Below are 18,496 nucleotides of genomic sequence, written 5' to 3'. Positions count from 1 at the left end.
TCGGCACCGCAGTGCCCGCACCCGTAAATTCGGTACGACTTGACCTCACACACATCAAAGAGCGTGTCAGCCCGCAGACAGACGGGACAACGATGATCATTCACGACAGCAACCACAGGTCAATATCCTTGCTAAACAGATGCGCTATTCAGAACCCGTGATCCAGGCACAGGGATGATGAAACTTGCCCCACGTGGGGTAGCTCGACCGGACCGAGAAGGGCGAGCACAAATCCGTCATGGCGAAACAGACAGAATAGTCTTCGTTGTACGCCGCGACCGAAATCAGGTAGTCGCCGGGCACCAAACAAAGCGCACGGAAATCCAAGTAGCCACGACAGAGCTGACCTTGCGGGACTTCGCTCCAGAAAACCTGGTCTTCCCGACTGGTCTGCCCGATGACCCAATCCCCATCCGCTCGATAGATGCTGACTGCGAAGACCAACTTTGGAAGGTCAGCCAACGCTCTGACGGCGAACCCCAGGCGAAACGGGTCACCCAGCATGAATTTTCCGCTGTCGCCACCCGCCAGGGAGACGTCCACAAACTGGGCCTTGCCGGTGTTCTGCTGCGGCAACACCTTCGCGCCGTTGTCAGCCGAGCCTCGTCCCTGAGTCGGCAGACTGCTGACGTAGTACTCCTGCGCGATCCTGATTGGGTCACCGCTGTCCGCCATCTCGCCATGGCTAAGCCAGACGACTCTGGAACAAAGCAGCTGAAGCGTTCCCAGATCGTGGGTGACAAACAAAATCGTCACGCCATCTGCCACAAGGCGCTGGATGAACTCCATGCACTTGTTGCGAAACGCGATATCTCCGACGCTCAACGCCTCGTCCACGACCAGGATGTCAGGTTGCACGTGCACTGCAACTGAAAAGGCCAGCCGGACCATCATGCCGCTCGAGTAAGTCTTGACCGCTTGATCAATGAATTCGCCAATGTCTGCGAACGCCTCGATGTCGGCAAAACGGGCTTCCATTTCCTCCCTGGTCAATCCGAGCACAGCCCCGTTCAGATAAACGTTCTCCCGCCCGGTGAATTCTGGGTTGAACCCAGATCCGAGCTCGAGCAGTGCAGCAATCCGCCCTCTGGTTTCGACCCTCCCGGCAGTTGGCGTAAGCGTTCCGCAGATCAACTGGAGTAACGTGGACTTTCCACTGCCGTTGCGTCCGAGAATGCCGATGACCTCGCCCTTCTTGACCTCGAACGAAATGTCACGCAGCGCCCAAAACTCACGGAAGTAGTTTTTGCCGCCACGGCCGGCAAGACGCCATGAATGAAAGAACTGCTTGAGCCGATCACGCGGGCTGTCGTAGATCTGGTAACACTTGCTGAGTCCGGAAACCCGGATTGCAATGTCAGAGGACATCGGCAAATCCTTTCCGTGTCTTCTGAAACCAGAAATAGCCCAACCAAGCCACGCAGATGGACACCAGCGTGTAGACCCCCAGCCCCACCCAATCCGGCGACTTGCCCCAAATCAGCAAACCCCGCGCCTGCTCGATGATGAAAGTCGTGGGATTGAGAAACAGCCAACCACGAATACCCTCAGGCAACGCCGATAGCGGGTAGAAAACAGGCGAGAGGAACATCATCGCCGCGGTAAGAATCCCCATCGTCTGGCCAACGTCACGCAAATAGACGCCCAGCGAGGCGAGCATCCAAGCAAGGCCACAAGCCAACACGATCAACGGCAGCAGTACCAACGGAACAAGGGCGACTGTCCAGTGCAACGAGCCGCTGAAGATCACTACGGCGACCATCAGCACGACGAGGCTGATTGCAAGATGGAACAACGCAGCAAGAACGCCAATCAGCGGCAGAATCTCCAAGGGAAAGATGACCTTCTTGACCAGATTGACGTTGCCCAGTACGAGTGTCGGAGCACGATTCAGCACTTCAGCCAGCAGTCCATGCACCATCAGGCCGACGAAGAGCACCAACGCAAACTGCGCCTTGCCCTCTTCGCCCCCCCCCCCCCAGCGCGCCTTGAAGGCCACGGAGAAGACGAAGGTATAGACCACCAGCATCAATATGGGATTGAACAGGGACCAAGCCATGCCCAGGAATGACCCCTTGTAGCGGCCCACCACTTCCCGCCGGGTCATCTGCACGATCAGTTGGCGATGCTGTCGAACACTTCGCACCAGAGCTGTGAGGGATGTGGGCTGTGCCGCATGGGGGTCGACTACCACTGAAGAATGGGTCATTCGAAAAGCTCAGCGGCCGTCAGCATGGGGCTGCACTGATCCTTGTTCGACAGCACAGGCTCGCCTTCGCATGGCCAATGAATCCCCAGCGAAGGATCGCTCCAGGCAATAGACCGCTCATGCGTAGCTGCGTAATAGTTCGTCGTCTTGTATAAGAAATCTGCGGTCTCGCTCAACACTAGGAAGCCATGCGCAAACCCGGGCGGAATCCACATTTGCAGGCTGTTCTTCTCGCTCAGTTCCTGGCCCACCCATTTACCGAACGTCGGCGAGGACCGACGGATGTCCACTGCCACGTCGAACACAGCCCCGCGGGTGACGCGTACGAGTTTGCCCTGGGCGTGCGGCGGTAGCTGATAGTGCAGGCCACGCAGCACGTCTTTGCTGCTGCGGCTATGGTTGTCCTGAACAAATACAACTTCCAGGCCGGTGGCTTGGTTGAAGGCGTGTTGGTTAAAGCTCTCGTAGAAGAAGCCCCGCGCATCGCCGAACACCTTCGGTTCAATGACGATCACTTCGGGAATGGCAGTGGGCGTGGCCTTCATGCGCGCACGCCCTCGGCCAGAAGATGATTCAAGTACTTGCCATACCCATTTTTCTGCAGCGGCGCGGCGAGCTTGCGAAGCTGCTCTGTATCGATGAACCCCGCGCGCCAGGCGATTTCCTCCGGGCAGGCGATCTTCAACCCCTGCCGATGCTCCAACGTGGCGATGAACTGACCTGCTTCCAGCAGACTCTCGTGAGTGCCGGTATCCAGCCACGCATAGCCACGCTGCATGATCTGCACATTGAGCGCACCGGCGTCCAGATAGGCCTGATTGACAGCCGTGATCTCCAGTTCGCCGCGCGCGCTGGGCTTAACGGCCCTGGCGATATCGACTACTTGGTTGTCATAGAAGTACAGGCCCGTCACGGCGTAGCTGCTCTTGGGCTGGGCGGGCTTCTCTTCGATGCTGCTGGCCCTGCCGTTGGCGTCGAACGCGACCACGCCGTAGCGTTCGGGGTCTTGCACATGGTAAGCGAAGACGGTGGCGCCCGAGGGCTGCGCGTCTGCGTCGGAGAGCAGTTGCGCAAAGTCGTGCCCGTAGAACAGGTTGTCGCCCAGCACCAAGGCACTCGGCGCGCCCGCAAGAAACTCCTCGCCGATCAGGAAGGCCTGAGCCAGCCCGTCCGGGCTGGGCTGCACGGCGTACTGCAGGTTCATGCCCCACTGGCTGCCATCGCCCAGCAACTGCTGGAAGCGCGGCGTGTCCTGCGGGGTGCTGATGATGAGGATGTCGCGCATGCCGCCAAGCATCAGCGTGCTCAGCGGGTAATAGATCATGGGCTTGTCGTACACCGGCAGCAGTTGCTTGCTCATGGCGAGCGTGGCCGGGTGCAGTCGGGTGCCGGAGCCGCCGGCGAGGATGATTCCCTTGCGTTGTGTCATTCTTGATGTCCCTAGTTATCCCAGAGTCTCGTTCAGCATCCGGGCCACGCCGGTTTGCCAATGCGGCAGAACAAGCCCGAAGGTGGATTGCAGCTTGGTGGTGTTCAGCCGCGAGTTGTGAGGTCGCTGAGCCGGTGTGGGAAAGTCGGTGGTGGGCACCGGGGCGATCGCATCGGCGGCAACCTTGATGTCGACACCAACCGAACGGGCATGCTCGATCACGAAACGTGCATAGCCGTGCCAGCTGGTTTCGCCGCCCGCGACCAGGTGATAGAGGCCGGCTTTCTCTGTGTCGCCGAGGGTGGCGCGGATCGCATGGGCCGTGACGTCCGCCAGCAACTCTGCCCCGGTCGGCGCACCGAACTGGTCGTCGATGACGGTCAGCCGATCTCGCTCCTTGGCCAGGCGCAACATCGTTTTTGCGAAGTTGCCACCGCGTGCCGCGTAGACCCAGCTGGTGCGAAAGATGAGATGCCGAGAACAGTTATGCGCGACCAACTGCTCACCTTCGAGCTTGGTTCGCCCGTAACAGCTCAGCGGGCCGGTCGGATCGGCTTCCGTCCACGGCGTGCTGCCGCTGCCGTCGAAGACGTAGTCGGTCGAGTAGTGCACCATCAGCGCGCCGATCTCGTGTGCGGCCTGGGCCACGGTGCCTGGCGATGTGGCGTTGAGCGTGCGCGCGAAATCGACCTCGCTCTCGGCCTTGTCGACGGCGGTGTGTGCAGCGGCATTCACGATCACGTCAGGACGTACCTTGCGCACGGTGTCAACCAACAGCTCGGGCCGGCTGAAGTCGGCGTGCAGGTCGGTGCTGTCGAAATCGAGGGCAACAAGCTCGCCCAGCGGTGCCAGGCTGCGCTGCAACTCCCAACCGACCTGCCCGCCTTTGCCCAGCAGCAGCAGCTTCATGCGCCCGTTTTCGCCGACGGCGCCTCGTATTGCTTCTGCACCCAGTCGCGGTAGGCCCCGCTTTGCACGTTGGCCACCCATTCGCCGTTGGCCAGGTACCACTCGACCGTCTTGCGAATGCCCGTGTCGAAAGTCTCGGCCGGCTTCCAGCCCAGCTCGCGTTCGAGCTTGCGCGCGTCGATGGCGTAGCGCCGGTCATGGCCGGGGCGGTCGGTCACGTAGCTGACCTGATCGCGGTAGCTCTTGCCGTCGGTGCGGGGGCGCAGCTCGTCGAGCAACGAACAGACGGTGTTGACGATCTCGATGTTGGGCTTCTCGTTCCAGCCGCCGACGTTGTAGGTCTCACCCAGCCGGCCGTCCTGGAGCACGCGGCGGATGGCGCTGCAGTGGTCCTTCACATACAGCCAGTCGCGCACCTGCATGCCGTCGCCGTACACAGGCAAGGGCTTGCCGGCCAGGGCGTTGACGATCATCAAGGGGATGAGCTTCTCGGGAAAATGGTACGGGCCGTAGTTGTTCGAGCAGTTCGTCGTCACCACCGGCAGCCCGTAGGTGTGATGCCAGGCCCGCACCATGTGGTCGCTGGCCGCCTTGCTGGCCGAGTAGGGACTGTTGGGCTCGTACTTGTTGTCTTCGGTGAAGGCCGGATCCGTGGCCGACAGAGAGCCGTACACCTCGTCCGTCGACACATGAAGGAAACGGAACGAGCTCTTCTCGGCCAGCGGCAGAGAATTCCAGTATCCCCGCACCGACTCCAGCAGTCGGAAGGTGCCCAGCACATTCGTCTGCACGAAATCTTCGGGCCCATGGATGGAACGGTCCACGTGTGACTCGGCCGCGAAGTTGACGACGGCGCGCGGGCGATGCGTCGCCAGCAGTCGGTCGACGAGGGCGCTGTCGCCGATGTCGCCGTGGACGAACACATGACGGGCATCGCCATCAAGCGACGCCAGCGTTTCCCGGTTGCCGGCATAGGTCAACTTGTCGAGATTGACGATCGGTTCGTCGTTTTGGGCAAGCCAATCGAGAACGAAGTTGGCGCCGATGAAGCCGGCACCGCCGGTAACGAGGATCATGTGGGAAGTCAGTGATTGATTTTGAGTCACCCTTGTCAGGGCCTATGGGATTATCCATGGGTCATGACGGCTGGATGACCGATGGCCGGCATCCGCCCCCAAAGTGTGCTTCGAAGCGAAACGGAGGGCTATTCGGCGCCTTCAAGCATTACGATTCGCGTAGAAAGCCACAAAGCCGTGGTCCCGTGCTAGAAAAGTCAACACGATTGGAAACAATCTCGCGCTACAGTCTGTTTGCTTTAGTTTTAATCCAGCCAGCATCCGGGCCGTGAACTCACGATCCCGGACGGCGTTATCCAGGGCCTGCGAGCCCAGGTTCACACCATGACCACATCCATTCATCCTGTCGTCCTTTGCGGCGGCAGCGGCACCCGGCTTTGGCCTCTTTCGCGTAAGGCGCTACCGAAGCAGTTCGCGCCCCTGATCGACAACAAAAGCCTACTCCAGCTCACGCTGGAGCGGCTGCGCGAACTCAACAGCGACATCTGCTGCGTGGCGGCGGACGAGCATCGTTTTCTGGTGCAGGAAGCACTGGACGCGGCCAAGGTCCAGGGTCGGCAGGTGCTCGAGCCAGTGGCCCGCAACACCGCGGCCGCCATGGCCGCCGCCGCTTTGCTCGCGAACCCCGACGACCTGCTTCTCTTCGCCCCGGCTGACCACCACATCCCCGATGCGGCCCTCTTCGCCCAGACTGTGCGCGGCGGCGTGGAAGCGGCGCTGGCGGGCAACATCGTGACCTTCGGCGTGGTGCCGAGCCTACCCAGCACGGCCTATGGGTACATCGAGTCCGGTCCAGCGCTGAAGGGTGCCGCCGGCCACGCAGTCGTGCGTTTCGTCGAGAAGCCGACCGCCGACGTGGCGCAGACCCTGCTGCTCAAGGGCGGCTACTTCTGGAATGCCGGCATCTTCCTGGTGCAGGCCAGCACACTCATCGAGGCACTACGCCAGCATGCGCCAGACATTCTGGCCGCATGCCAACAAGCCACTGCCGCCCAAACCGTCGATGGCAACTTCGTGCGGCTCGACCGCGAGGCCTTCGAGGCGTGCCGCAGCGAGAGCATCGACTACGCCGTGCTCGAGAAACACGCCCAGATCGCTGTAGTCCCCTTTGCCGGCGCCTGGAGCGACGTGGGCAGTTGGAACGCCGTGGCCAACCTGTACCCGGCCAACGACGATGGCAATCGACTGCATGGCATGGCGAGCGCTCTGAACGCGCGCAACACCTTCATCCACGCACCGATCCGTCCGGTGGTTGCACTGGGCACTGACAACCTGATCATCGTAGACACACAAGACGCTCTTCTGGTGGCCAGCAGCGATTGCGTCGAGCAGGTGAAGGACGTGGTGACCATGCTCAATCGCGAAGGTCGCCTCGAAGCGACCGACCACCGCCGTGTGGCGCGCCCCTGGGGCGCCTACGACAGCGTCGACGCCGCAGAGCGCTTCCAGGTAAAGCGACTGACCGTCAAGCCTGGCGCCAAGCTGTCGCTGCAGATGCACCATCACCGCGCGGAACACTGGGTGGTTGTCAAGGGCACCGCCAAGGTCACACGCGACGATGAGACGATCCTGGTTCGCGAAAACGAGTCCGTCTATATTCCCCTGGGCACCGTGCACCGGCTGGAGAATCCCGGGAAGATCATGCTCGAGGTCATCGAGGTGCAGTCCGGCGGCTATCTCGGGGAGGACGACATCGTCCGTTTCGACGACACCTACGGCCGTGTCACCCCTATCACCGCAAAAACCAAATAACGATACATATGACCGCGAAGAAAGCACTCATCACCGGCATCACCGGCCAGGACGGCTCCTACCTTGCCGAATTTTTGCTGGAGAAGGGCTACGAAGTCCACGGCATCAAGCGTCGGGCCTCGTCGTTCAACACCGAGCGCATCGACCACCTGTACCAGGACCCGCACGAGCAGAACCGCAAGCTGCACCTGCACTACGGCGACCTCACGGACACCAGCAATCTGACGCGTATCGTGCAGCAGGTGCAGCCCGATGAGATCTACAACCTGGGCGCGCAAAGCCATGTGGCGGTCAGCTTCGAGGCCCCCGAATACACGGCAGACGTCGACGCCATTGGTACCCTGCGCCTGCTCGAGGCTGTGCGCCTGCTCGGCATGCAGGACAAGACCCGCTTCTACCAGGCCAGCACCAGCGAACTCTACGGACTGGTGCAGGAGATTCCGCAGCGCGAGAGCACACCGTTCTACCCGCGCAGCCCCTATGGCGTTGCCAAGCTCTACGCCTACTGGATCACCAAAAACTACCGCGAGGCGTACGGCATGTACGCCTGCAACGGCATCCTGTTCAACCACGAGAGCCCCCGCCGCGGCGAGACCTTCGTGACGCGCAAGATCACCCGCGGCATCTGCAACATCGCCCAGGGTCTGGAGAGATGCCTGTTCGTCGGCAATCTCGATGCGCTGCGCGACTGGGGCCATGCCAAGGACTACGTCCGCATGCAATGGATGATGCTGCAGCAGAACGAAGCCAAGGATTACGTGATCGCCACCGGCGTGCAATACAGCGTGCGCGATTTCGTGCGCAAGACGGCGGCCGAGCTCGGCATCACGCTCGACTTCGTCGGCACCGGTGTCGACGAAAAAGCGGTGGTCCGCAGCGTCGAGGGTGACGCTGCGCCAGCGGTGAAGCCGGGCGACGTGATCGTGTCGGTCGACCCGCGCTACTTCCGCCCGGCCGAAGTGGAAACGCTGCTGGGCGACCCAGCCCTGGCCAAGGAGGACTTGGGCTGGATCCCCGAGATCACGCTGGACGAGATGATCAGCGAGATGGTTGCCAACGACCTTGAAGCTGCACGCCAGCATTCGCTGCTCAAGAAGCACGGCTATCACGTGGCCGTCAGCCGCGAGCACTAAAGGGTCAGCGTATGGCCACCCAAGACGACAAGCCCAAGGACCCCATCAAGGACTCGGCCCAGCAGATCTGGCTGGCCGGGCTGGGCGCCTTCGCCAAGATGCAGCAGGAGGGCAGCAAGGCCTTCGAGGCGCTGGTGAAGGACGGCACAGGTCTTCAGAAGAAGACGCAGCAGGCGGCCGAAGAAACGCTGAGCCAGGCCCAGACCCGCATGGCCGGGCTGGCCAGCGAGTTCGGCGCCAAGACCAGCGCCGGCTGGGGCAAGCTCGAGAACATCTTCGAGGAACGGGTGGCGCGGGCGCTGGAACACCTGGGCGCGCCCTCGGCCGCCGAGTTCGCTGCGCTGCAGGCGCGGGTCGAGCAACTGGAGGCGCTGCTGGCCACGCGGAAGCCCGCTGCGACAGCGCCGCGCAAGTCGCCGAGCCGCGGCTCGGCGAAGGCCGCCGAGGACGCCAAGCCATCGCGCCGCCGCAGTCCGCGTGCAGACAAACCCTGATCAGGCGTCTGCGAAGCTGATCCGGGCACGACCCGCATCCCATCACCCTCCCCTTTGCGCTAGAGTGGCCCCCAAGAGACAACCGGGGCTTCCACATGGCCAAGAAGGCGCCGCGCCGCACTGCAGAGCGCATCCTCGAAGCAGCGCTCGACCTGTTCAATCGCTTCGGCGAGCCGAACGTGTCGACCACGCTCGTGGCCGGTGAACTGAACATCAGTCCCGGCAACCTCTACTACCACTACCCTGCCAAGGACGAGCTGATCAACCGGCTCTACAGCCAGTACGAGACGGAGCTGGAAGAATTGCTGCACGCAAGTGAAGGCGTGCACGACGTGGAAGACGCCTGGTTCTTCATGCACAGCCTGTTCGAGCTGCTGTGGCGCTACCGCTTCCTCTACCGCGACCTCAACGACCTGCTGAGCAACAACCGCCACCTCGAGACGCAGTTCCAGCTGGTGCTGCAGAAGAAGGCCGCGGCCATCCGGACGCTGCTGGCCAGCCTGGGCGCGGCGGGCCATCTGGACATCGACCCGCGCGAGGTCGACATGCTGGCGCAGAGCATGGTGGTGGTGCTGACCTATTGGCTGAGCTACGAGTACGTGCGCAACCCGCGCGAGGCGCTCGAGCCGGCCCATGCGCAGAGCGCGCTGATGCGCGGTGCGCACCACACGCTGCACCTGATGGCGCCCTACCTCGCCCCCGACCAGCGGCGGCACCTGCTGTCGTTGAGCAGCGCCTACGAGCGCGACGATCTGGCGATGGCCGCCTGATCGGCCCCGATCCACCCGCCCCCCACCAGGAGCAAGACGCCATGACTCCCGATCTGCGTCCCGTGTCGCTGCTCCCGCCCGGCTGCCATGCGCCGACCGCACAGGCCGGCCGGTGGGCGCCGCTGCCCTATGCCGACCTGCCGCGCTTCGACACGCAGCGCCTGCTGGCCGCCTGGCCGCGCCTGCATGCCGGCAACCCGCTGGCGCCGCCCGCGCCGGGGCCGCTGGCCGACGGCTGGGTCTGCTATCACAACGGCGAGTTCGAACGCGCCGCAGCGATCGGGCTGCAGCACGGCACCGACGGCCTGATGCTGGCCAACCAGGCCACCGCGATCTACGCCAACTACCTCGAGCCCCGCGAGACGGTGCGCCTGGCGCTCTTCCTGCAGGTGGCCGAGCGCGCCGCGGGGCACGCCGCCGTCGAACCGGGCAACGCCCACGCGCTTTTCTGGGAAGCCTATGCGCTGGGCCGCTATGCCCAGGGCATCAGCGTGGCCCGCGCGCTGGCGCAGGGGCTGGGCACCAAGGTGAAGACGGTGCTGGAGCGCGTGATCGCCCTGGAGCCGCACCATGCCGATGCCCACATCGCGCTGGGTGCCTTCCATGCCGAGGTGATCGACAAGGTCGGCGCCCTGGTCGGCTGCATGACCTATGGCGTGCGCGCCGAATTCGCCGTCGCGCTGTTCGAGCGCGGTCTGGCGCTGAACCCATCGTCGGCCAGCGGCTGGATGGAATACGCGCGCGGCCTGCTGATGCTCGAAGGCGACAGCCGCCTGCCCGAGGCCACCCGGCTCTACGAGAAGGCGGCCGCCGTGACGCCAGCGGATGCGCGCGAGCGCCTGGACGTCGAACTCGCACGGGCCGGCCTGACGGATTGAAGGCGCAGAGGATGGGCTCCCTTAAGATGCCCAGCCCTTGTGCCCAGCCCCTTCTTGCGAGTGCCGTTCCATGTCCGACCTGTCATCCCTTTTCGAGGCCGCCCAGGCCAACGCCCAGCTGCTGCCCGAGCGCCCGGACAACCCGACGCTGCTGAAGATCTACGGCCTGTTCAAGCAGGCCACCGAAGGCGACAACGCCGCCAAGCGCCCGAGCTTCAGCGACGTGGTGGCACGCGCCAAGTGGGACGCCTGGACCGCACAGAAGGGCCTGTCGGCGGACGAGGCGAAGCAGAAGTACGTCGAACTGATCGACTCACTGCGCGGCTGAAGGCTGCGTGGCCCGCGCGGTGTGCGCCGGTGGGGCCACGCCCTGCAGCGCGGCGTGGCGCTTGTCCTTCGGCAGCGCGGCCAGCGTCCTGACGGCCGCGTAGAAGCGCGGCCAGTCGCGGCCCTCGCGCTCGAACAGCGCCTCGAAGCCGGGCACCAGATCGTCGTAGGCGGCCTGGGCGCCGAAGGTGGCGTTGTTGGCGCGTGCGGCCCAGGCGTCGTAGGCCGCCTGCCGCTGCGGCGGCCAGCCGTCGCGCAATGCCGCGAAGTCGGCGCGGAAGGCCGCCATCGCCTCGCGCTTCATCGCCTCGACCGCCGCCCAGTCCTTCGCCTCGGCCTGCGGCGAGCTGTAGACCGCCTGCAGCCGCCGCCGCGTGGCGAAGGTGAGCGCGCGAAACTGCTGGCGCCGCGCGTCGTACTGCGCGTAGTCGGCCCGTGCCGCGTCGCCGGCCTGCATCGCCAGCCAGCGTGCCCCGCCGATGCGCTCGACCGCGGTGGCGAAGGACTCGTTGAAAAGCGTGTCGCCCGACACGTACAGCAGCTGGTGCGACAGCTCGTGAAAGATCAGCCGCGCCAGCTCGCCTTCGGGGTAGCCGATGAAGGTGCTCAGCAGCGGGTCGCCGCCGGCCCAGTTGAGCCAGCCCAGCGTCGAGTACGCCGGCACCGGGTAGACGGCCGCCTCCAGCCCCTGCGCGCGCTGCGCGTCAGCCTCGACCTTCGCCTGCGCTTCGTCGTAGTAACCGCGGTAGCCCACGCAGCCCGCCACCGGGAAGCACCAGGTCTTGAGCGTCAGCGAATACGGCGGTGCCGCCACCACGTTCCACACCGCTGCGTTGCGGTGCAGGTCGGCATAGCCGGTGTAGCTGGGGTTGTCCGGCAGGTGCAGCTCGGTCACGGCGAAGCGGCGGATGCGCTGGGTGAGTTCGAGCTTGGCCTTGAGCGTGGGCGACGTGGCCGGGTCGTCGAGCCACTGCGGCACCGGCCGCGCCGCGCGCATCACGCCGAGGTGACCGCTGGCCGATTGCCAGTAGTAGCCGAGGTCGGCGCAGCCGGCGAGCAGGCTGGTTGCCAGCAGCATGAGCGCGGCCGCGCCGCGCCGCGCCATGGCCTCAGCCGGCATTGCTTTGCTCGACTTGGACCAGGCAGTCGTAGAAGGTCGGTCCCCGCCCGATGTCGGTCAGGCGCTGGCTGGTGAGCTGGTTGACGTTGGTGCCGTCGAAGCCGAGCTTGCGCCACCAGATGCCCATGCCATGCACCACGCCCGGCCGCGCGCGGCGCGACACCTCGGCGCGGCAGCGGTGCTCGCCACGCTGGTTGAACACACGCACCATCGCCCCGTCGGCGATGCCGCGAGCGGCCGCGTCGTCGGCGTGGATCTCCAGCAGCGGCTCGCCTTCGATGGCGCGCAGGCTGGTCACGTTGACGAAGGTCGAGTTGAGGAAGTTGCGCGCCGGCGGCGAGATCATCGCCAGCGGAAACTGCGTCGAACTGCCCACCGCCTCGTGGTTCGGCACGTGGTTGGGCAGACCGTCCAGGCCCTGGGCGGCGAGGCGTTCGCTGAAGAATTCGCAGCGGCCCGAAGGTGTCGGGAAATTCCCGTCGGCGTACGGCGCGTCGGGCAGACGCAGCGTGGTGAAGCCGTCGCGGTGCAACTGCGCGACGTCGATCGCACCGGGCGCGAAAGCGGCGGCGCACAGCGCCTCGTCGTCGTCCTGAAAACAGGGCTCGTCGAAGCCCATGCGGCGCGCCAGTTCGCGGAACACCCAGGCGTTGCTGCGCGCCTCGCCGCGCGGCGCCACGGCCGGGCGGTTGAGCAGCACGTCGGTGTGGCCGTAGCTGGTGTGGATGTCCCAGTGCTCGATCTGCACCGTGGCCGGCAGCAGGTAGTCGGCGTAGTCGGCGGTGTCGGTGCGGAACTGCTCGAGCACCACGGTGAAGAGGTCCTCGCGCGCGAAGCCAGTCGCCACCTTGCCCGACTCCGGCGCCACCGCGACCGGGTTGCTGTTGTAGACCACGACCGCCTTCACCGGCGGGCCGTTCGACAGCGCGGGCGCATCACCCGTGAGCGCGTCGCCGATGCGAACCATGTTGATGGTGCGCGGCCGACGGCCGGCCAGCAGCTCGGGCCGCTGCAGCGCGGCGCGGTCGACCGGGTACGCCCCCGAACTGCTCAGCAGCAAGCCGCCCGCGCGATGGCGCCAGGCACCGACCAGCGCCGGCAGGCAGGCGATGGCGCGCGCCGCGTTGCCGCCGCCGTGCACCCGCTGCATGCCGTAGTTCAGGCGGATGGCGGCGGGCTTCGTCTGCCCGTAGTCGCGGGCCAGCGCCACGATCTGTGCCTCGGGCACGCCGCACACCGCGGCGGCGCGGGCCGGCGGCCATTGCAGGGCGCGCTCGCGCAGCGCGTCCCAGCCGACGGTGTGGCGCGCGATGTAGTCGTGGTCGAGCCAGTCGTGGACGATCAGCTCGTGCATCAGCGCCAGGGCCAACGCGCCGTCGGTGCCCGGCAGCAGCGCGATGTGCTCGTCGCATTTGTCGGCGGTCTCGGTCTTGCGCGGGTCGATGCACACCAGCTTCGCCCCGGCGCGCTTCGCCGCTTGGGCGTGGCGCCAGAAGTGCAGGTTGCTGGCGATCGAGTTGCTGCCCCAGATGAGGATCAGCTTCGACTCGGCGAAGAATTCGACCCGCATGCCCACCTTGCCGCCCAAGGTAAGACTTAGGGCCTCACCGCCGGCGGTGGAACAGATCGTGCGGTCCAGCAGCGAGGCGCCGAGCTTGTGGAAAAAACGACGGTCCATCGATTCGCCCTGCACCAAACCCATGGTGCCGGCGTAGCTGTAGGGCAAAATCGTTTCTGAACTGTTACTTTCGGTTAGATTCTGCAACCTGCGCGCGATGTCGTCGAGCGCGGTGTCCCAGCCGACGCGCTCGAACTGGCCGGCGCCCTTGGGGCCGACGCGTTTCATCGGGTAGAGCAGGCGATCGGGGTGCGCGGTCCGCTCCAGGTAGCGCGACACCTTGGTGCACAGCACGCCGCCCGTGTGTCGATGGTCCGGGTTGCCCTGCAGCTTGATGGCCTGGCCGTCCTGCACGGTGGTAACCAGTGCGCAGGTGTCGGGACAGTCGTGCGGACAGGCGCCGAGCACGGTGGCGGAGGGTGCGGGAGACGTCGAAGAAGAAGCGGTGGCAGCGACCATCGGCCGAGTCTAGTTCCAGTCCTTGTTTCCTTGTTGTTGGCGCGAGCGCGCGCGGAGGTTCGACCATGATCAATCGCAGGCATTTCTCGATGGCGGCCGGTGCGGCGGCACTCGGTGGTTTCCAACTGGCGCGCGCGCAGAGCGAGACGCCGATCGTGCTGGGCCAGTCGGCCCCGTTCAGCGGGCCGGCCGCGCAACTGGGCATCCAGTTCTACCAGGGCGCCAAGCTGTACCTGGACCAGTACAACGCCGTGCCGGGCCACCGCGATGTCGAGATCAAGTTCCTGGACGACGGCTACGAGCCCGAGCGCACGGCCGCCAACACGCAGAAGCTGATCGCCGAAGACGCCTTCGCGCTGTTCGGCTACATCGGCACGCCGACCAGCCTGGCGGCGCTGCCGCTGGCCGTGAAGGACCGGGTGCCCTTCATCGCCCCCTTCACCGGCGCCATGGCGCTGCGCGAGCCCTTCAACCGCAACGTGTTCCACCTGCGCGCGTCGTACAACGACGAGACCGCGCTGATCGTCAAGCAGCTCACCAACCTGGGCCTGAAGAAGATCGCGGTCTTCTACCAAAACGACGCCTACGGCAAGGCCGGCCTGGACGGCGCCACGCTGGCGCTGGCGCAGCTCGACCTCAAGCCCGCCGCCCTGGCGACGGTGGAGCGCAACTCGGTCGACGTGGCCGCCGCCGTGAAGACGATCACCGCCGCCAAGCCCGACGCGGTGATCCAGGTCAGCGCGTACAACTCCTGTGCCGCCTTCATCCGCGAGGCGCGCAAGGTCGGCTTCGGCGGCACCTTCTACAACGTGTCCTTCGTCGGCACGCAGGCCCTGTCGGACGCGCTCGGCAAGGACGGCGCCGGCGTGGTCGTCACGCAGGTCGTGCCATCGCCCTACAGCCCGGCCAACGCGATCACGCGCGAATTCAGCGACGCCGCGAAAAAGTCCGGTGGCGCCACCAAGCCGAACTTCTCGAGCATGGAAGGCTATCTCGCGGCCAAGGTGCTGACCGAAGGCCTGCGCCGCGCGCCGGGCAAGCTCACGCGCGACGGGCTGATCCAGGGCCTGGAGAGCATCGACCGCCAGCAGTTCGGCGGCTTCGAGGTGTCCTTCTCGCCGAAGAACCATGTGGCCTCGAAGTTCGTCGAGCTGTCGATGATCACGGGCGACGGGCGCATCCGCACCTGATCGACGCGCGGCGAATCAGCCCCGCACTCGGGCGAACACCTTCCAGAAGGCGGCGTCCTGCGCCGTCGCGAAGTTGATGCGCATCAGCGTGCTCGGCGGCCGGCGCGCGTGGAACAGCGAACCAGGCGCCAGCAGGTAGCCCTCGTCGAGCATGCGCTGGGTCAGCGCGTCGGTGTCGACGCCGGTGTCGACCCAGCCGAACAGCCCCGCCGGTTCCGACTCGAAGCGGCAGCCGTGCGCCAGCGCCAGCTTCACCGTGCGCGCGCGCGCACCGTCGAGCCGCAGGCGCACCCGCTCGGCATGCCGGCGCAGCTGGCCCTGGTCGATGCACCAGGCCAGCGCCCGCTCGAACAGCGCCGGGGTGGTGAGCGTGGCCAGCAGCTTGGTTTCCAGCAGGCGGCCGAACAGCGCCGGCGCCGCCGCCAGAAAGCCGATGCGCCAGTTGGGCGCGAGGATCTTCGCGAAACCGCTCACGTAGATGGTCCGCTGCAGGCCGTCGAGCGCGCACAGGCGCGTGGCGTGCTCGGGCGCCAGGTGGCTGTAGGTGTCGTCCTCGACGATGTGGAAGTCGTGCTGGTTGGCCAGTTGCAGCACCCGGTGCGCGCTGCCGGGCGACAGGCTGTAGCCGGTCGGGTTGTGCAGCACGCTCACACTGACGAAGAGCTTGGGCTTGTGCGTCTCGCAGTACTGCGCCATCACCGCCAGGTCGGGCCCGTCGGCGCGCCGCGGCACCGGCAGGATGCGCATGCCCAGCGCTTCGAGCCGGGCGAACTCGATGGCCCAGCCCGGCTCCTCGACCATCACCGGGTCGCCGGCGCGCAGCAGCGTGCGGCTCACGATATCCAGCGCATGCGTGGCGCCGATGGTGGTGAGGATCTGCTCCGGCGCCGCCGGGATGTTGGTGCCCATCAGCTTCTGCGACAGGCTGCGGCGCAGCGCGCTGTCGCCGGCCGGCTCGCCGTACTGCAGCGAAATCTCCTGCAGCGCGCGGGTGCCGGTCAGCCGCCGCAACGAGGTCGGCATGAAGGTCGAATCCATCCAGTCGGGCGGGAACACGCCCATGCCGGGCTGCGGCTTGTCGCTCTGGCGATGGAACATGCCGCGGATGAGCGCGCTGGCATCGGCCGGCACGCCACCCACCCGCGAGGTGCTGGCCAGCACGCCGCTGCGCGCAGGCCGCGGCTCCATCGCGGAAGCCGATGTCGCCGGTGCGGCCGGTGCCGCGTCGCGCACGAAGAAGCCGCGCTGGCGCCGCGCCTCGACCAGGCCCTGCGCCAGCAGCTGGTCGTAGGCGGCCACCACCGTGTGCGGACTCACGCCCTGCTGCCGCGCGCACTCGCGCACCGACGGCAGGCGTGCGCCGGGCGGCAGCAGCCGGGTGCGGATGCGATCGGCAAAGCGGTCGGCCAACTGGCTGGTCAGGGACTGGGTGGAGGTTCGTGTCAGCATCGGGGGCTCTGTGTCGTGCAACCGGCCGATACAGTCGACGTCCATGTCCGACCAACTGTATTGGCACTGTAATGGTCATCAGTCTAGAGTGTGTGCCATGACCTGGCAAGAATTCACGGCGCTGCTGGTGATGGCTGCGGCGATGAGTTTCTCGCCCGGGCCCAACACCACGCTGTCCACCACCCTCGCGGCCAACGGCGGCCTGCCGCGCGCCATGCGCTTCGTGCTGGCAGTGCCGGTCGGCTGGACGCTGCTGCTGGCGCTCTGCGCGGCCGGCGTCGGTGCCCTGGTGATGGCCGCGCCCGCACTCAAGTGGGTGATCAAGGCGCTCGGCATCGCCTATCTGCTGTGGCTGGCCTTCAAGCTCAGCCGCAGCGGCGCGCTGGGCCAGACCGGCGATGCCTCGGTGCGGGTCGGCTTCGGCCAGGGCGTGATGCTGCAGTTCCTCAACGTGAAAGCCTGGCTGCTGGCGCTCACGCTGGTCGCCGGCTGGATCGCCGGGCATCCCGACGCACTGCACCGCTACGCCATCGTCGCGCCGGTGATGTTGGTCTATGCCTTCGTCAGCAACTTCGTCTATGCCCTGGTCGGGTCGCTGCTGCGCGGCTGGCTGGCCGAGGGAAGCCGGCTGCTGTGGTTCAACCGCGCAATGGCAGCGCTGCTCGTCCTGACGGCGGCGTGGATGGTGAAGGCATGAGTGCGATGCCGATCGACCAAGACCGCCCGCTCGGCATGCGCCGCGAGACGCTGGGCATGTGGCTGGGCGTGCTCGGCGTGGCGCTCTTCGCGGTCACGCTGCCGATGACGCGGCTGGCCACCGGCACGCAGGCCGCGCCCCAGCTCTCGCCCTGGTTCATGACGCTCGGCCGCGCCGCGCTGGCCGGGGTGCTGTCGATCCTGTTCCTGCTCGCCACGCGCGCGCCGCGCCCCGAACGCCATCAGTGGAAGCCGCTGGGCATGGCGGTGCTCGGCAACGTGATCGGCTACCCGCTGCTGCTCGGCTTCGCGCTGCGCGCCGTCACCGCCAGCCACGCCGCCGTGGTGACCGCCCTGCTGCCGCTGGCCACCGCCGCGGTCGCCGCCTGGGTGCTGCACCAGCGCGCGCGCCTGGGCTTCTGGGTCTGCGCCGTGGTCGGCAGCGGGCTGGTCGTGGCGTTCTCGCTGCTGCGGGCCTGGCAGCAGGGCCACGGCTTCGGCTTCGAATGGGCCGACCTGCTGCTGGTGGGCGCGGTGCTCGCCGCCTCGTTCGGCTACATCTACGGCGCGCAGGTGACGCCCGCGCTGGGTGCCGAGCGGGTGATCTGCTGGGTCTGCGTGATGGCGCTGCCGGTGACGCTGCCCGGCGCCCTGCTCACCTGGCCGTCGCAGCCGGTCGCGTGGACGGCCTGGGCCGGCCTGGCCTACGTCGGCGTGTTCTCGATGTGGATCGCCTTCTTCGCCTGGTACCGCGGCCTCGCCATGGGCGGCGCGCTGCGCGTCAGCCAGGCCCAGTTGCTGCAGCCCTTTCTCTCCATCCTCGCGGCGGTGCCGCTGCTGGGCGAGCCGCTCGACGGCGTGACGCTGGGCTTCGCGCTCGCGGTGGTCGCCACGGTGCTCATCGGCAAGAAACTCTCGCAAGGCCCGCGCTGACGCGGCACACTTTTCAGTTCCTTCGATTCCCCCTTTCGACCACGACAACCCTCC

General features: G+C 66.1%; 18 protein-coding genes. 9 read left to right on the top strand and 9 right to left on the bottom strand.

All coding sequences use genetic code 11. The features are described 5' to 3' along the window. Window positions 1-144: 144 nt before the first annotated feature. The 6 genes from ACSFA2_RS11670 to rfbB are packed head-to-tail and all read right to left on the bottom strand — an operon-like array spanning window position 145 to window position 5,623. Window positions 145-1,368 carry an ABC transporter ATP-binding protein gene (locus tag ACSFA2_RS11670; RefSeq protein ID WP_435455483.1) on the bottom strand — a complete coding sequence of 408 codons (1,224 nt, stop codon included), beginning with the start codon at window positions 1,366-1,368 and terminating at the stop codon, window positions 145-147. Continuing rightward, the gene (locus ACSFA2_RS11665) at window positions 1,358-2,209 is read right to left on the bottom strand and encodes an ABC transporter permease (protein WP_435455482.1); all 852 of its coding nucleotides are present in this window, start codon (window positions 2,207-2,209) and stop codon (window positions 1,358-1,360) included. Before ACSFA2_RS11665 ends, ACSFA2_RS11670 begins: the two co-directional genes overlap by 11 nt. After that, window positions 2,206-2,754 carry a dTDP-4-dehydrorhamnose 3,5-epimerase gene (gene rfbC / locus ACSFA2_RS11660; protein WP_435455481.1) on the bottom strand — a complete coding sequence of 183 codons (549 nt, stop codon included), beginning with the start codon at window positions 2,752-2,754 and terminating at the stop codon, window positions 2,206-2,208. Before rfbC ends, ACSFA2_RS11665 begins: the two co-directional genes overlap by 4 nt. Beyond that, window positions 2,751-3,638, bottom strand: coding sequence for a glucose-1-phosphate thymidylyltransferase RfbA (gene rfbA / locus ACSFA2_RS11655; RefSeq protein WP_435455480.1), 888 nt, complete (start codon window positions 3,636-3,638; stop codon window positions 2,751-2,753). The genes rfbC and rfbA overlap by 4 nt, the downstream gene beginning before the upstream one ends. Window positions 3,639-3,653: 15 nt before the next feature. Continuing rightward, window positions 3,654-4,547: a dTDP-4-dehydrorhamnose reductase gene (rfbD, locus tag ACSFA2_RS11650; protein ID WP_435455479.1), complete on the bottom strand. Its 894-nt coding sequence runs from the start codon at window positions 4,545-4,547 to the stop codon at window positions 3,654-3,656. Next, window positions 4,544-5,623 (bottom strand): dTDP-glucose 4,6-dehydratase, encoded by a 1,080-nt coding sequence (gene rfbB, locus ACSFA2_RS11645; protein ID WP_435455478.1) that lies wholly within the window; start codon window positions 5,621-5,623, stop codon window positions 4,544-4,546. The genes rfbD and rfbB overlap by 4 nt, the downstream gene beginning before the upstream one ends. Before the next feature lie 324 nt (window positions 5,624-5,947). Between rfbB and ACSFA2_RS11640 the strand changes: the two genes are divergently transcribed. The 6 genes from ACSFA2_RS11640 (at window position 5,948) to ACSFA2_RS11615 (ending at window position 10,978) form a co-directional block, all read left to right on the top strand. Continuing rightward, on the top strand, window positions 5,948-7,375 hold the full coding sequence (locus tag ACSFA2_RS11640; protein ID WP_435455477.1) for a mannose-1-phosphate guanylyltransferase/mannose-6-phosphate isomerase: 1,428 nt from the start codon (window positions 5,948-5,950) through the stop codon (window positions 7,373-7,375). Window positions 7,376-7,383: 8 nt separating this feature from the next. Continuing rightward, on the top strand, window positions 7,384-8,508 hold the full coding sequence (gmd, locus tag ACSFA2_RS11635; protein ID WP_435455476.1) for a GDP-mannose 4,6-dehydratase: 1,125 nt from the start codon (window positions 7,384-7,386) through the stop codon (window positions 8,506-8,508). 11 nt (window positions 8,509-8,519) lie between these two features. Then, window positions 8,520-9,002 (top strand): phasin family protein, encoded by a 483-nt coding sequence (locus ACSFA2_RS11630; protein WP_435455475.1) that lies wholly within the window; start codon window positions 8,520-8,522, stop codon window positions 9,000-9,002. Window positions 9,003-9,097: 95 nt separating this feature from the next. Continuing rightward, window positions 9,098-9,772, top strand: a complete 675-nt coding sequence (locus ACSFA2_RS11625; RefSeq protein WP_286648073.1) for a TetR/AcrR family transcriptional regulator — start codon at window positions 9,098-9,100, stop codon at window positions 9,770-9,772. A 41-nt stretch (window positions 9,773-9,813) separates the two neighbouring features. Beyond that, entirely contained in the window at window positions 9,814-10,650 is an 837-nt protein-coding gene (locus tag ACSFA2_RS11620) for a tetratricopeptide repeat protein (protein WP_435455474.1), read from the top strand. 70 nt (window positions 10,651-10,720) lie between these two features. Next, on the top strand, window positions 10,721-10,978 hold the full coding sequence (locus tag ACSFA2_RS11615) for an acyl-CoA-binding protein (protein WP_286648071.1): 258 nt from the start codon (window positions 10,721-10,723) through the stop codon (window positions 10,976-10,978). Here the strand turns inward: ACSFA2_RS11615 and ACSFA2_RS11610 are convergent. Further along, on the bottom strand, window positions 10,964-12,097 hold the full coding sequence (locus ACSFA2_RS11610; RefSeq protein ID WP_435455473.1) for an aminopeptidase: 1,134 nt from the start codon (window positions 12,095-12,097) through the stop codon (window positions 10,964-10,966). The two genes, ACSFA2_RS11615 and ACSFA2_RS11610, sit on opposite strands and share 15 nt — an antisense overlap. After that, window positions 12,087-14,174: a molybdopterin-containing oxidoreductase family protein gene (locus ACSFA2_RS11605; RefSeq protein WP_435455472.1), complete on the bottom strand. Its 2,088-nt coding sequence runs from the start codon at window positions 14,172-14,174 to the stop codon at window positions 12,087-12,089. Before ACSFA2_RS11605 ends, ACSFA2_RS11610 begins: the two co-directional genes overlap by 11 nt. A 65-nt stretch (window positions 14,175-14,239) precedes the next feature. Between ACSFA2_RS11605 and ACSFA2_RS11600 the strand changes: the two genes are divergently transcribed. Next, a complete protein-coding gene (locus tag ACSFA2_RS11600) occupies window positions 14,240-15,364 on the top strand; it encodes an ABC transporter substrate-binding protein (protein ID WP_435455471.1) in 1,125 nt (374 codons plus the stop codon). Window positions 15,365-15,379: 15 nt separating this feature from the next. Here ACSFA2_RS11600 and ACSFA2_RS11595 read toward each other — a convergent pair whose 3' ends face one another. Then, entirely contained in the window at window positions 15,380-16,813 is a 1,434-nt protein-coding gene (locus tag ACSFA2_RS11595; RefSeq protein WP_435455470.1) for an aminotransferase-like domain-containing protein, read from the bottom strand. Between the two features lie 97 nt (window positions 16,814-16,910). On the opposite strand from ACSFA2_RS11595, the gene ACSFA2_RS11590 reads away from it, so the two are divergent. Then, complete coding sequence (locus tag ACSFA2_RS11590; protein WP_435455469.1) at window positions 16,911-17,510, top strand: LysE family translocator; 600 nt, start codon at window positions 16,911-16,913, stop codon at window positions 17,508-17,510. Window positions 17,511-17,515: 5 nt separating this feature from the next. Next, window positions 17,516-18,442: a DMT family transporter gene (locus ACSFA2_RS11585; protein ID WP_435455468.1), complete on the top strand. Its 927-nt coding sequence runs from the start codon at window positions 17,516-17,518 to the stop codon at window positions 18,440-18,442. The last annotated feature ends 54 nt before the right edge of the window (window positions 18,443-18,496 follow it).

Source organism: Variovorax cryoconiti (assembly GCF_051216395.1).
Classification (GTDB): domain Bacteria; phylum Pseudomonadota; class Gammaproteobacteria; order Burkholderiales; family Burkholderiaceae_C; genus Variovorax.
Note: the sequence above shows the minus strand (reverse complement) of the source record. Positions and strands in the feature narration are given on the sequence as shown.